Here is a 12,424-nt window from a genome sequence, read left to right as displayed (position 1 = left end):
GTGGCAGTCCCCGGAATTGGTCACCGCGACGCAGGGCGCGCTGCTGAAGCTGCGGGCCGCGGGGGTCGATGTCGACGCCGAAGGTGCGGGGGTGGCGATCGCATCGACCGCGACGTTGCCCGGGCTGCGAGGCTCCGAAGAGGTGTTGCGAATCCTGTTGTCGGCGATCGACTCCGGTCATGCGGTGCGCTTTCGCCACCGGGCCTCGCGTAGTGCCGAGCACACCAGCCGCACCGTCGAGCCCTGGGGTGTGGTCACTCACCGCGGCCGCTGGTATCTGGTCGGGCATGACCGCGACCGCGACGACATCCGTACCTTCCGGCTGTCGCGCATCGATGCCGACGTGAGCACCGTCGGGTCGGCCGGTGCGGTGGCCAAGCCCGAGGGGGTCAATCTGCGGGAGATCGTCGCGCGTGCGGTGGCCGAACTTCCCACCGGGGAGCAAGCTCGCGTCTGGATTGCCGGTGGGCGGGCCACCGCGCTGCGTCGTCAGGCCACCGAGATCATGCCGCGCACGTTGGGCGGACGCGCAGGGGAGGAGATCACCGTCGACATCGACCCCCGCGGCCCGCAGCTTCAGCAGCGCGCCCTGCGTCGCGGTGACCAATTCCGGGGACTGCCACAGTTGGGTGGCCACCGCCACCGCAGCGGCTTCGTCGGCACTCAACTGCACCGGGGGAAGCTCGTAGGAATCCCGGTTGATCCGATAGCCCTCGGTCGGATCGAATTTGGACACCCGGCCGGTCTCCAACGGGATACCGAGATCGCGCAACTCGTTCTTGTCGCGCTCGAACATCCGGGAGAACGCTTCGTCGCTGGGACTGTCGGCGTATCCGGCCACACTGGCGCGGATCTTCTCGGCAGGCAGGAACGACCGGGTGGACAGCAGGGCGATGACAAGATTCATCAACCGCTCGACTTTGGATACCGCCACGAGACGAGCTTAAAGCTCACATGCTGGCGATCAGGCGCTTGACTCGCTCATCGACCGACCGGAACGGATCCTTGCAGAGCACGGTGCGCTGGGCCTGATCGTTGAGCTTGAGATGCACCCAGTCAACGGTGAAATCCCGCCCGGCTTCCTGTGCGGCACTGATGAACTCGCCGCGCAATTTGGCCCTGGTGGTCTGCGGAGGGGTGTTGACCGCGGCGTCGATCTCCTCGTCGGTGGTGATCCGGGAGGCCAGGCCTTTGCGTTGCAGCAGATCGAACACCCCGCGACCGCGCTTGATGTCGTGGTAGGCGAGATCGAGCTGGCTGATCTTCGGATCGGACAACTCCATGTTGTAGCGATCCTGGTAGCGCTGGAACAGCTTGCGTTTGATCACCCAGTCGATCTCGGTGTCGACCTTCGCGAAATCCTGGCTCTCGACCGCGTCGAGTTGGCGGCCCCACAGATCGACCACCTGCTCGATCTGGCTGCTGGGTTCGCGGGTCTGCAGGTACTCCACGGCCCGGCTGTAGTACTCGCGCTGGATGTCCAGCGCGCTGGCCTGCCGACCGCCGGCCAGCCGAACCGGGCGGCGGCCGGTCAGATCATGGCTGACCTCGCGGATGGCCCGGATCGGGTTGTCCAGGGAAAAGTCGCGGAACGGCACACCGGCCTCGATCATCTCCAGCACCAGCGAGGCGGTGCCCACCTTGAGCATCGTGGTGGCCTCGCACATGTTGGAGTCACCGACGATGACGTGCAGCCGGCGGTACTTCTCGGCGTCGGCGTGCGGCTCGTCGCGGGTGTTGATGATCGGGCGCGACCGGGTGGTGGCGCTCGAGACGCCCTCCCAGATGTGCTCGGCGCGCTGGCTCAGGCAGTAGGTGGCGGCCTTGGGCGTCTGCAGCACCTTGCCCGCGCCGCAGATCAATTGGCGGGTGACCAGGAACGGCAGCAGCACATCGGAGATCCGGGAGAACTCGCCGGCCCGCACGATCAGGTAGTTCTCGTGGCAGCCGTAGGAGTTGCCGGCCGAGTCGGTGTTGTTCTTGAACAGGTAGATGTCGCCGCCGATGCCCTCGTCGGCGAGCCGCTGCTCGGCGTCGATCAGCAGGTCCTCCAGAACACGCTCGCCGGCGCGGTCGTGGGTGACCAGTTGGGTCAGGTTGTCGCATTCGGCGGTCGCATACTCGGGGTGGCTGCCCACGTCGAGGTACAACCGAGCCCCGTTGCGAAGGAATACGTTGGAACTGCGGCCCCACGACACCACCCGCCGGAACAAATAGCGGGCGACCTCGTCGGGACTGAGCCGGCGATGGCCATGGAACGTGCAGGTCACACCGAATTCTGTCTCGATGCCCATGATTCGTCGCTGCACGCTATCGAGCTTACGGGGTGGTCCACGGTAACGGTGGGCAAGCGCCGCCATCGTGTCCGCGGCGCTCTCGGTTGTGGACTTTTGTCCCTGGTCAGCACCCATGTCAGGCATAAGGTTGGACTCGAGTCCGCACAAAGGAGTGTCGATGACCCGATACGAACTACCCGACATTGCCGACCTGATCCGTCTCGGCGAGCCACACGAGCACGCCATCACGGTGTATGCCGAAACCGCACCGGGACCCGACGAGCGGGACAAGAGCCTGCTGACCGCCAAGAGCGCGATGGACCGGGCGTTGCGCACGATCCGCGATTCCGGGGCAAAGCACGCCGTCGAAGAACAACTACGGGCACGCTGGACTCAGATCGCCGAATCCGATCTGTGGCTGAGCCTGTCGCGTTCGGTGGCGATCTTCATCGCCGACGATTTCCATGAGGTCTACGTTCTACCCAATGCCCTGGAGAGCCAGCTGCAGGTGGGCCGTTACTTCGACATCGGCCAACTCGTCCGGGCGGTCACCACGCCGCAGGATGCCTACGCGCTCACGCTGTCCGCCGACGGCTGGAACCTGTGGCAGGCCACGGCCCGCACGCGAGCCGAGGAGCTCGAGCTCACCGGCGAACATGCGATCGACGTGGCCGATGCGACCAACCGCGCCACGGTGCGCGACCGCGGCCACGTGCGCCGCCTGGTGGGCGACGAGGGCAAGAAGGTGTTGTTGGAGCAGTACGCCAAGCGGGTCGCCGACGCGGTGGACGGCGAGCTCGGGAGGCTGGATCCGTCCTCGACCCGCCCGCTGTACCTGTTCGCCACCGATCCGCTTTTGGACATGTACCGCAGGATCGACCACAAGCGGCAGATCGTGGCGGTGCCGGGCGCGGCAGACGAACTGCGGGCCGATCAGATCGACGCCGCGATCCGCGAGTCACTGCCGGCCCTGAACGCCGAGCGGGCCAGCGACCGCGTCGACGAATTCGGCAACGACCTCAGCAGGGGGTTGGTGGTCACCGACATCGGCGACATCACCCGGGCCGCGGTCGCCGGTGCGGTCGACACCCTGGTGTACAACTTCACTGTCGACGTCTTGGGCCGCATCGAAGCCGCCACCGGCGCGCTGCACTACGACGACACCGGTTACGACGTGCTGTCCCGGGTGGCGGTGACGGTGCTGCAGCACGGTGGCGAGACGTTCGCGGTGCGCCCCGACGAAATCACCGCCGCCGTGTGGAATGAGACCGCCATTGCGAAGCTGCGGTTCCCGTTGGGCTGAAGGTCGATATCGATGCGGCGGTGACGCGCTAAGCGCGTGACCTCACAGCAGATCGTCTGGGCGATCCCACCGTACCCCGTCGAAACGTCCGAAGTCCGCATCGTAGGACACGATGGTTGCGCGGTGTTCCACCGCCAATGCCGCCAGATGGGCATCGTTGACCAGGTTGCCGCCGACTCCCGCGGCGTCAAGCATCTGACCGAGGATTTCCGCATGGCGCGGCGTCGGGTTGACCAGAACTGCGCTGGGCGCGGACAGCCAATCGGCGACGCGGCCCAACGCCTCGTCCGCACGCAACGGGGAAGGAAACAGACCCGCCTTCGTCACCAATCTGACGAATGCCAGCATCGGCACCCAGGCCAGGCCTACACCATCGGCACCCGACAGCGCCCCGTCGAGCCACTGGCGACTCGCCACGTGATGCTCACTGGACGAATTGACGGAATACAGAAGCACATTCGCATCGACGATCCTCATGCGCCGCGATGCTGACGGCGGATCAACTCGTCGTCCTCCAAGTCAGCGACAATCTGCAGGGCGCGATCGAGATTCACCGCGGGCACACCGAGGTCGGCGGTCCTGGTGGAGAACGTGCGAGGCGCAGGCAAACCCGCGGCTCCGTCACGGATCGCATCGTTGAGGGCGACTTTGAACGAGACCTGCCGTTCGACCATGCGACGACGTACCAACTGCTCGACATCGTCGTCCAACGTCACCGTGGTCCGCATTTTGACAGCATAGCATCAGATTTTTTGATGCCATGCTGTCAGATTCACCGGCATCACCGGGTGATCGCGCGCGGGCCTGCCCCACGAAAGCCAGGATCAGACCGGCAAGGGACCATTGTGCAGGCGTCGGCCGATAACTTCCGGGCTCCTGCCTGCGCTGCGCTTTGCCCTCCCCCATGGCGGCGCCTACTACTCGGCCGGGTCCGGCGCTTCCGAATTCGGCTCCGGCAGAAGCGCTTCCAAAGCCGCACCGGTGATCCGCCGGAAACAACGACGTGGCCTCGTGGCATCCAGCACCGCCACCTCGAGGGTGGACGGCCCGAGCACCCGCGGCTCGGAGCCGTTGCTGCTCGCGCTGAGTGCCTGAACCGCGATCTTGACCGCGGCCCCCAGATCGGCGTTCTCGGTGAAGGATTCGGTCAACGCGGCGGCGATCGGCTCGGTGGTACCGCCCATCACGACGAAGTGCGGCTCGTCGGCGATCGACCCGTCATAGGTGATCCGGTACAGCTCAGGGGCCTTGGTTTCGCCGTAATGCGCCACCTCGGCCACACACAGCTCCACCTCGTAGGGCTTGGCCTGCTCGGTGAAGATCGTGCCGAGTGTCTGCGCGTAGACGTTGGCCAACTGACGGCCCGTCACATCGCGACGATCGTAGGCGTAGCCGCGGGTGTCGGCGAACTGGATGCCGCCGCGACGCAGGTTGTCGAATTCGTTGAACCGGCCGACGGCGGCGAAGCCGACGCGGTCGTAGAGCTCGCTGATCTTCTGCAGTGACCGCGACGGATTCTCGGCGACGAACAACACGCCGTTGTCGTAGACCAACGCGATCACGCTGCGCCCGCGGGAAATGCCCTTGCGCGCCAACTCGGAGCGCTCACGCATCGCCTGTTCGGGCGAGATGAAGTACGGGAAGCTCATTTACCCCTCACCGCCCGTCCGGGTCCGGCGCGCGATGACCTCGCGAGCCAGCTCGGCGATGCGTTCCTCGGTGATCTCCACTGCGCCCTCGGACCCGATGGTCACCGCGGTCGGATAGATGCCGCGCACCAGATCGGGACCGCCGGTCGCGGAGTCGTCATCGGCGGCGTCGTAGAGCGCCTCGATGGCCACCTTCAGGGCCGAGTCCGCGTCCACCACTTGGGGATACAGCTTCTTGATCGACGACTTGGCGAAAATCGAGCCCGAGCCCACCGACTGGTAGCCCTCTTCCTCGATGTTCCAGCCGCCGGCGGCGTCGAACGACACGATCCGGCCGGCATTCTCGGCATCAGCGGCGTCCACGTCGTAACCGACCAGCAGCGGCAGCGCCACGAAACCCTGGAGGGCCGCGCCGAGGTTGCCGCGCACCATGATGGCCAGGCGGTTGACCTTGCCGCGGAACGTCAGCGGGACGCCTTCGACCTTTTCGTAGTGCTCCAACTCCACGGCGTAGAGCCGGGCGAACTCGACGGCGATCGCGGCGGTGCCGGCGATGCCGGTGGCCGTGTAATCGTCGGTGATGTACACCTTCTGCACGTCGCGGCCGGCGATCATGTTGCCCTGCGTGGAGCGGCGGTCACCGGCGATCAGCACCCCGCCGCGGTACTTGATCGCGACGATGGTCGTCCCGTGCGGAACCGCGTTGGTCGTGGTGATCCCGCCGTCGGCGATGCGGTTGACCGGCAACAGTTCAGGGGCCTGCCGGCGCAGCAGTTCGGAGAAGGACGACAGCTCGAGGGGTTGCGAGAAAGGCAAGGACAAGTTTTCGCGCCAGGTCACTGGCCGCCCTTTTGGACGTACGCGCGCACGAAGTCCTCTGCGTTCTCTTCCAGCACGTCATCGATCTCGTCAAGCAGATCGTCGGTCTCTTCGGCCAGCTTCTCGCGACGCTCCTGCCCAGCAGCGGATGCACCCGGCAGGTCGTCATCCTCGCCGCCGCCGCCACCACGCTTGGTCTGCTCTTGAGCCATCGCTGCCTCCTGCAATTGTCATCGGCCGGGCTAACCGCCCAACCGGTTCTTCCACAGTACCGGTCATCATCCGGATTGCCCGGGATAGCTCACCGGTCCAGATCGTCAGTTCGTGAGTTGCTCGACGAGTTCGACGGCGCTGTCCACGGAGTCCAGCAACGCACCGACATGTGCCTTGCTTCCGCGCAGCGGTTCCAGCGTCGGAATCCGGACGAGCGAATCCCCGCCGAGATCGAAGATCACCGAGTCCCAACTGGCGGCGGCGATGTCGGAACCGAACCGGCGCAGGCATTCACCGCGGAAGTAGGCGCGGGTATCGGTCGGTGGGTTGTCGACGGCGTCGAGCACCTGTTGCTCGGTGACCAGACGCTTCATCGAACCGCGGGCCACCAACCGGTTGTACAGGCCCTTGTCCAGCCGCACGTCGGAATACTGCAGGTCGACCAGGTGCAGCCGCGGCGCCTGCCAGCTGAGGTTCTCGCGCTGACGGAATCCCTCCAGCAGCCGCAGTTTGGCCGGCCAGTCCAGGAGGTCGGCACATTCCATGGGATCGCGTTCGAGCAGATCGAGCACGTGGGCCCAGGTCTCCACGACGTGGGAGGCCCGGGGATCCGGATCGCGGGCGTCGACCAGTTTGGCCACCCGGTCCAGGTACACCCGTTGCAGCGCCAACGCCGTCATCTCCCTGCCGTCGGCCAGCGCCACCGTGGCCCGCAACGACGGGTCGCGGCTGATCACGTGCACCGCGTGCACCGGGCGGGCCAATGCCAGATCCGACAGGTCCAGGCCGAACTGCGGCCCCTCCTCGATCAGGTCGAGCACCAGCGAACTGGTACCGAGCTTGAGGTAGGTCGACGTCTCGGCCAGGTTGGCATCACCGATGATGACGTGCAACCGGCGGTATTTGTCGGCGTCGGCGTGCGGCTCGTCGCGGGTGTTGATGATGCCGCGCTTGAGCGTGGTCTCCAGGCCGACCTCGACCTCGATGTAGTCGGCCCGCTGCGACAGCTGGAAACCCGGGTCGTCACCGGAGGGCCCGATACCGACGCGGCCCGAGCCCGTCACGACCTGGCGCGATACCAGGAACGGGGTGAACCCCGCGATCACCGCCGAGAACGGGGTCTGCCGGCTCATCAGATAGTTCTCGTGCGACCCGTAGGAGGCGCCTTTGCCGTCCACGTTGTTCTTGTAGAGCTGCAGCTTGGCCGCCCCAGGCACGCTGGCGACGTGGCGGGCGGCGGCCTCCATCACGCGTTCGCCGGCCTTGTCCCAGATCACCGCGTCCATCGGGTCGGTGCACTCGGGTGCCGAGTACTCCGGATGGGCATGATCCACATACAGCCGGGCACCGTTGGTGAGGATCATGTTGGCCGCACCGACCTCGTCGGCGTCGACGATCGGCGCCGGCCCCGAGGCGCGGGACAGGTCGAATCCACGGGCGTCGCGTAGCGGGGATTCGACCTCGTAATCCCACCGGGTGCGCTTGCCGCGCTGGATTCCGGCGGCCGCCGCGTACGCCAGCACCGCCTGAGTCGAGGTCAGGATCGGATTGGCGGTCGGATCAGACGGCGACGAGATGCCGTATTCGACCTCAGTTCCGATGATCCGTTGCATGAGGCCAGCCTAGGTGACGGCCTGCGCACCCCGAGCCGCCAGGTATTCGGGTCGCGGCCGCGGCGCGGCGAAGGGTTCGGTCAGCGCGTTGTCCACCGAGTTGAACACCAGGAACACGTTCGACCGCGGCAGCGGCGTGATGTTGGAGCCGGACCCGTGCAGCAGGTTCGCGTCGAACCACAGCGCGGTGCCGGGCGGACCGGTGAACTGGTGGATGTCGTGCTGGTCGACCGCCTTGGTCAGGGTCGTCTGATCCGGGACGCCGATGCTCTGGGCCACCAGGGAGGTGTCGTGGTTGTCCGCGGGTGTGGCACCGACGCAGGGATAGAACGTCTGGTGCGATCCGGGGATCACCATGAGCGACCCGTTGTACGGGTAGTTGTGCGTCAGCGCGATCGAGCACGACACCGCACGGATTGCCGGCATGCCGTCCTCGGCATGCCAGGTCTCGAAGTCCGAATGCCAGTAGAACCCCGTCCCGGTGAAGCCGGGCATCAGGTTGATCCGGGCCTGGTGGATGTAGACGTCGCCGCCGAGCAGCTGCCGGGCGACCGGCAGCACCGTGTCGAGCCGGACGACCTGGGCCACCAGGTCGCTGAGCAGATGCGGTTCGAAGATCGAGCGGATCGTCCCACCCGGCTCACGGATCACCCGCGGATCGTCGTCATCCAGATCGGCTGCGATGCGGTCCAATTCGTGCCGCAGCAACGGCAGCCAATCACCGGAGACCGTGTCCGGCGCCACCAGGTAGCCGTAGTCGGAGAAGCCGTCGAGGTGGCTCTGGCTCAACGGCCCGTCGGCCTCGGTACCCCACACGGACGGCTCCTGCCGGGGTATCGGCTCGATGGCGTGGTCGAGGCGGGTCGGGTAGGGATCTGGCCTGCTCATGCGACCGATTGCGGCGCCGGGTACACGCCGTTCTCGTCATGCACTTCCCGTCCGGTCACCGGCGGATTGAAGACGCACAGCATGCGCAGTTGCTGGTCGCAGGTGACCCGGTGGTGGTCATGGTCGTTGAGCAGGTACATGGTTCCGTCGGCCAGCGGGTACTCCTGACCGGTTTTCAGATCCGTCAGGGTGCCGGTGCCCTCGATCACCCACACCGCCTCGACATGGTGCTGGTAGTGGAATTCGTTGACCGAACCGGCCTCGATGGTGGTCTCGTGGAACGAGAAGCCCACACCGTCGCCGGCCAGGATGATGCGCTTGGACCGCCAGGTGCCGTCGGCGACGTCGCGGTCGGTCCCGGTGATCTCAGCAGTGGTGCGAACAATCATGTTTCAAGCCTCCTCAGGCCAGCGTGACGGCGACGGACTCGGCGAGGATGTCCAGTCCCTCGGACAGTTCGGCGGGCGAAGCAGTCAGCGGCGGAAGCAGTTTGACCACTTCGTCGGACGGGCCACTGGTCTCCATGAGCGCACCGCGGTCGAACGCGGCCCGGCACACCTGACCGGCCAGATCCGCGTCGTCGAACCGCAGGCCCTGGGCCATTCCCCGACCACGGGCATTCACCCCGTCGTGTGCGGCGCCGATCTCTTCCAGCCGCCCCCGGATGAGCTCGCCCTTGGCCACCGTGTCCAGACTGAATTTATCTGTCTGCCAATAGGTTTCCAACGCCGCGGTGGCGGTGATGAATGCGGGGTTGTGTCCGCGGAAAGTTCCGTTGTGCTCCCCCGGCGTCCACACGTCGAGGTCGCGGCGGAACAGCGTGAGCGCCATGGGCAGGCCGTAACCACTGACCGACTTCGACAGCGTGACGATATCGGGAACGATGCCTGCGGCCTCGAAGCTGAAGAACGGTCCGGTGCGGCCACACCCCATCTGCACGTCGTCGACGATCAGCAGGATGTCGCGCTTGCGGCACAGTTCGGCCAGTGCGCGCAACCATTCGATCCGGGCGACATTGAGACCGCCCTCGCCCTGGACGGTTTCGACGATCACCGCGGCCGGCCGGTTCAGTCCGCTGCCCGAATCGTCGAGCACGCGCTCGAACCACTGGAAGTCCTCGGTGACGCCGCCGAAGTAGTTGTCGTACGGCATCGGCGTGGCGTGCACCAGCGGAATCCCCGCTCCGGCACGCTTCATCGAGTTGCCCGTGACCGACAGCGCTCCCAGGGTCATGCCGTGAAATGCGTTGGTGAAGCTGATGACCGACTCACGGCCGGTGACCTTCCGGGCCAGCTTGAGCGCCGACTCCACGGTGTTGGCGCCGGTCGGGCCGGGGAACTGGACCTTGTAGTCCAGGCCGCGCGGCTGCAGGATGAGCCGTTCGAAGGTCTCCAGGAAGCGCTGCTTGGCCGCGGTTGCCATGTCCAGCGAGTGCACGATCCCGTCGGAGGCGAGGTACTGCAGCAACGGCTCCTTGAGCGCGGCGTTGTTGTGCCCGTAGTTCAATGCGCCTGCGCCGGCGAAGAAGTCGATGTAGGTGCGGCCCTCGGTGTCGGTCATCCAGGAGCCCGAGGCGCTGTTCATGACGGTGGGCCAACTGCGGCAATAACTACGGACCTCGGACTCGACGGAGCTGAACACGTCGGGCAGGTCAGACTCGGTCAACGGCTCTGTTGAAGCGAGCAGCAAGGGAAAATCCTTCCAATCAAAATGAAACTGGTTATCGGCGAACTGGTTTCAGCGAGACAGGGGCGTGGTGATCGGACCCATCCGCAGGATGGGCTCGTCCTCGTGCGCCCCGTGGGCATCGAGGAGCTCGCGCCCGAAATGCGGGTCCTCGACGACCGGGACCCCGTGACGGCGGGCGAAGGCGCCGAAGAACGCGCGGGATGCGGCGTTGTCGGGTGCGACCGTGGCTTCCACGGTGACCGGGCGCCCGTCGCGTTGGGCCCGCACCCGATGCACGAGTGCGTCGAGCATGGTGCTGGCCAGGCCGCCCCCCTGGGCGGACGGCGCCACGGCGACCTGCCAGACGAACAAGACGTCCGGCCGTGGAGGCGGGTGGTAGCCGGTGATGAATCCGCGCAGGTCACCATCGCATTCGGCGACGATTGACGTGGCAGCAAAATCTGTCGCCAGCAGGAGATAGGCGTAGGTGGAATTCAGATCGAGCACTCCGGTGGATTCCGCGATATCGCGGATACCAAGCGCATCGGTGGCCCGTGGTGGGCGCAGGGATTCTTCCCGGGAATGGCGTCCCGGAACGCTTTCTAAAACATGCATATCGAGTTGAAAGTCACCACCGAACTTCTCAGCGAGCATCGTCAGTTTCAAGCCATCGGTGCCATCGACGTAAGCACACCCCATTGCCCGGATCAAGCGCCACGGCCTCGTGTGGCGCTCGGACGGCTTCGCGAACACCCACACTGACCTGCAGAAACCCGGCAATTATTAGATCTCAGATAAGATTTGCCACCGTTATCGGATCGTTACATTTGCCTGGGCGGTGCTGGTCGTCGACGCCGGACCGGCCCGACCTCACATCGGTGCGCCGGCGGGTGAAACGTGACGCATTCGAGAGATTTCCCACCTATTCCGGGTCGGGAGGAATTCCAATAAATTTCTAATTATCGGCGCCCGGAATGCACCTGGAATGGACGGTGGAGTGGCTTGCCGATTCGCCGCCGGCCCGCGGCATCAGCGGTCGCCGAGGGCCAGATCGGGCAACGCCACGCGATCCGTCGTGTGCGAGCGTCAGCACCTGCCGCCCCCAACCGGTGCCGGCGATCACCAAGACGGCACCGGCGATTCCGGTGCCGGTGACCGGATCCCCACCCATCACGATGCCGAGCAGGACAGCCCACATCGGCTCGGTGCCCAACAGCAGGCTGACCCGGGCCGGACTGGTCACTCTCAGCGCCCGCAACTGGACCAGGAACGCGAAAACCGTGCATCCCAATGCCAGGTAGCCGACGAGGGACCATTGGGCCATATCGAGGCCTGTCGCCGTCGTCCACATGGACTGCCCCGTCGCCGCGCACAACATCGTCGACACGACGGCGACCGTCAGGAGCTGAATTAAAGTCGTTCGCGCGGCGTCGGTTCCGGCCCTCTCGGACAGCCGCGCCAGGGTGATGACGTGAATCGCACGCAGCAGGGCGGCGATCACGATGACGAGGTCTCCCAGTCGCGCCGCGGTGAAGCCGCCGGATTGGGTCAACAACGTGCAACCGATCACCGCAAGCGTCGCCGCGAGGTAGAAGCGGCGGCCGACGGGACTGCGCTGCAGCACCGGGGTGGCCACGATGGTCAGCGCCATGATCAACCCCGCGTTCGAGGCCGAAGTCATCGTGACCCCGTAGGTCTCGGCGGCGCAGACGGCGGTCAACAAGGTCCCGCCGACGACACCGGCGACCATCTCGGCACTCGTCAACCCTGACAGCCGGCGCGCCAGAACACCGGCCAGCACGGCGGTCGCGAACGCGAACCGCAGCACCAGAATCGGGAAAACCGATGCCGGCCCGACGACTTCCTTGGTGGCCAGATAACTCGACCCCCACAACGCCGCCACGGCCAGCAGGGAGACATCGAGAGAACGCCGGGTCATGTCGATCAGCGTCGCGGCGGCATATAGTTCAGTCAAGCTAATCTTTTTGACAAATA

Annotated in this window: 13 protein-coding genes and 2 pseudogenes; 2 read left to right on the top strand and 13 right to left on the bottom strand. The window is 65.8% G+C overall.

What is annotated here, in order from left to right; all coding sequences use genetic code 11:
* Nucleotides 1-91: 91 nt before the first annotated feature.
* A pseudogene (locus tag A5699_RS30300) lies at nt 92-544 on the top strand (WYL domain-containing protein); the annotation flags it as partial.
* A gap of 3 nt (nt 545-547) precedes the next feature.
* Here the strand turns inward: A5699_RS30300 and A5699_RS15215 are convergent.
* A pseudogene (locus A5699_RS15215) lies at nt 548-934 on the bottom strand (helix-turn-helix transcriptional regulator); the annotation flags it as partial.
* Nucleotides 935-950: 16 nt separating this feature from the next.
* A complete protein-coding gene (gene pafA / locus A5699_RS15210; protein ID WP_142253857.1) occupies nt 951-2,309 on the bottom strand; it encodes a Pup--protein ligase in 1,359 nt (452 codons plus the stop codon).
* Between the two features lie 145 nt (nt 2,310-2,454).
* On the opposite strand from pafA, the gene A5699_RS15205 reads away from it, so the two are divergent.
* Nucleotides 2,455-3,579, top strand: a complete 1,125-nt coding sequence (locus A5699_RS15205; protein WP_067770638.1) for a hypothetical protein — start codon at nt 2,455-2,457, stop codon at nt 3,577-3,579.
* Nucleotides 3,580-3,621: 42 nt separating this feature from the next.
* Here the strand turns inward: A5699_RS15205 and A5699_RS15200 are convergent, their stop codons facing one another.
* From A5699_RS15200 to A5699_RS15150, 11 genes are all read right to left on the bottom strand, one after another.
* Nucleotides 3,622-4,056 (bottom strand): type II toxin-antitoxin system VapC family toxin, encoded by a 435-nt coding sequence (locus A5699_RS15200; RefSeq protein ID WP_067770636.1) that lies wholly within the window; start codon nt 4,054-4,056, stop codon nt 3,622-3,624.
* Nucleotides 4,053-4,307: an antitoxin gene (locus tag A5699_RS15195; RefSeq protein WP_067770634.1), complete on the bottom strand. Its 255-nt coding sequence runs from the start codon at nt 4,305-4,307 to the stop codon at nt 4,053-4,055. Before A5699_RS15195 ends, A5699_RS15200 begins: the two co-directional genes overlap by 4 nt.
* 189 nt (nt 4,308-4,496) lie before the next feature.
* Complete coding sequence (gene prcA / locus A5699_RS15190) at nt 4,497-5,228, bottom strand: proteasome subunit alpha (RefSeq protein WP_067770632.1); 732 nt, start codon at nt 5,226-5,228, stop codon at nt 4,497-4,499.
* Nucleotides 5,229-6,068: a proteasome subunit beta gene (prcB, locus tag A5699_RS15185; RefSeq protein ID WP_067770630.1), complete on the bottom strand. Its 840-nt coding sequence runs from the start codon at nt 6,066-6,068 to the stop codon at nt 5,229-5,231.
* A complete protein-coding gene (locus A5699_RS15180) occupies nt 6,065-6,259 on the bottom strand; it encodes a ubiquitin-like protein Pup (protein WP_003880265.1) in 195 nt (64 codons plus the stop codon). The genes prcB and A5699_RS15180 overlap by 4 nt, the downstream gene beginning before the upstream one ends.
* Nucleotides 6,260-6,364: 105 nt before the next feature.
* A complete protein-coding gene (gene dop / locus A5699_RS15175; RefSeq protein WP_067770628.1) occupies nt 6,365-7,873 on the bottom strand; it encodes a depupylase/deamidase Dop in 1,509 nt (502 codons plus the stop codon).
* A gap of 9 nt (nt 7,874-7,882) precedes the next feature.
* A complete protein-coding gene (gene thpD, locus A5699_RS15170) occupies nt 7,883-8,761 on the bottom strand; it encodes an ectoine hydroxylase (protein ID WP_067770626.1) in 879 nt (292 codons plus the stop codon).
* Nucleotides 8,758-9,150 carry an ectoine synthase gene (locus A5699_RS15165; RefSeq protein WP_067770624.1) on the bottom strand — a complete coding sequence of 131 codons (393 nt, stop codon included), beginning with the start codon at nt 9,148-9,150 and terminating at the stop codon, nt 8,758-8,760. Before A5699_RS15165 ends, thpD begins: the two co-directional genes overlap by 4 nt.
* Before the next feature lie 13 nt (nt 9,151-9,163).
* Nucleotides 9,164-10,450: a diaminobutyrate--2-oxoglutarate transaminase gene (gene ectB, locus A5699_RS15160; RefSeq protein ID WP_067770622.1), complete on the bottom strand. Its 1,287-nt coding sequence runs from the start codon at nt 10,448-10,450 to the stop codon at nt 9,164-9,166.
* A 48-nt stretch (nt 10,451-10,498) separates the two neighbouring features.
* A complete protein-coding gene (ectA, locus tag A5699_RS15155; protein ID WP_067770651.1) occupies nt 10,499-11,044 on the bottom strand; it encodes a diaminobutyrate acetyltransferase in 546 nt (181 codons plus the stop codon).
* A gap of 340 nt (nt 11,045-11,384) precedes the next feature.
* Nucleotides 11,385-12,404 carry a DMT family transporter gene (locus A5699_RS15150; protein WP_231965726.1) on the bottom strand — a complete coding sequence of 340 codons (1,020 nt, stop codon included), beginning with the start codon at nt 12,402-12,404 and terminating at the stop codon, nt 11,385-11,387.
* Nucleotides 12,405-12,424 lie beyond the last annotated feature (20 nt).

This window comes from Mycobacterium sp. E802 (genome assembly GCF_001666875.1).
GTDB lineage: Bacteria > Actinomycetota > Actinomycetes > Mycobacteriales > Mycobacteriaceae > Mycobacterium.
Note: the sequence above shows the minus strand (reverse complement) of the source record. Positions and strands in the feature narration are given on the sequence as shown.

Excerpts from the sequence above, each read along its gene's own strand:
- dop (WP_067770628.1), bottom strand. The coding sequence starts at position 7,873 with ATGCAACGGATCATCGGAACTGAGGTCGAATACGGCATCTCGTCGCCG.
- A5699_RS15205 (WP_067770638.1), top strand. The coding sequence starts at position 2,455 with ATGACCCGATACGAACTACCCGACATTGCCGACCTGATCCGTCTCGGC.
- ectA (WP_067770651.1), bottom strand. The coding sequence starts at position 11,044 with ATGCATGTTTTAGAAAGCGTTCCGGGACGCCATTCCCGGGAAGAATCC.
- thpD (WP_067770626.1), bottom strand. The coding sequence starts at position 8,761 with ATGAGCAGGCCAGATCCCTACCCGACCCGCCTCGACCACGCCATCGAG.
- prcA (WP_067770632.1), bottom strand. The coding sequence starts at position 5,228 with ATGAGCTTCCCGTACTTCATCTCGCCCGAACAGGCGATGCGTGAGCGC.
- A5699_RS15195 (WP_067770634.1), bottom strand. The coding sequence starts at position 4,307 with ATGCGGACCACGGTGACGTTGGACGACGATGTCGAGCAGTTGGTACGT.
- A5699_RS15200 (WP_067770636.1), bottom strand. The coding sequence starts at position 4,056 with ATGAGGATCGTCGATGCGAATGTGCTTCTGTATTCCGTCAATTCGTCC.
- A5699_RS15180 (WP_003880265.1), bottom strand. The coding sequence starts at position 6,259 with ATGGCTCAAGAGCAGACCAAGCGTGGTGGCGGCGGCGGCGAGGATGAC.
- A5699_RS15165 (WP_067770624.1), bottom strand. The coding sequence starts at position 9,150 with ATGATTGTTCGCACCACTGCTGAGATCACCGGGACCGACCGCGACGTC.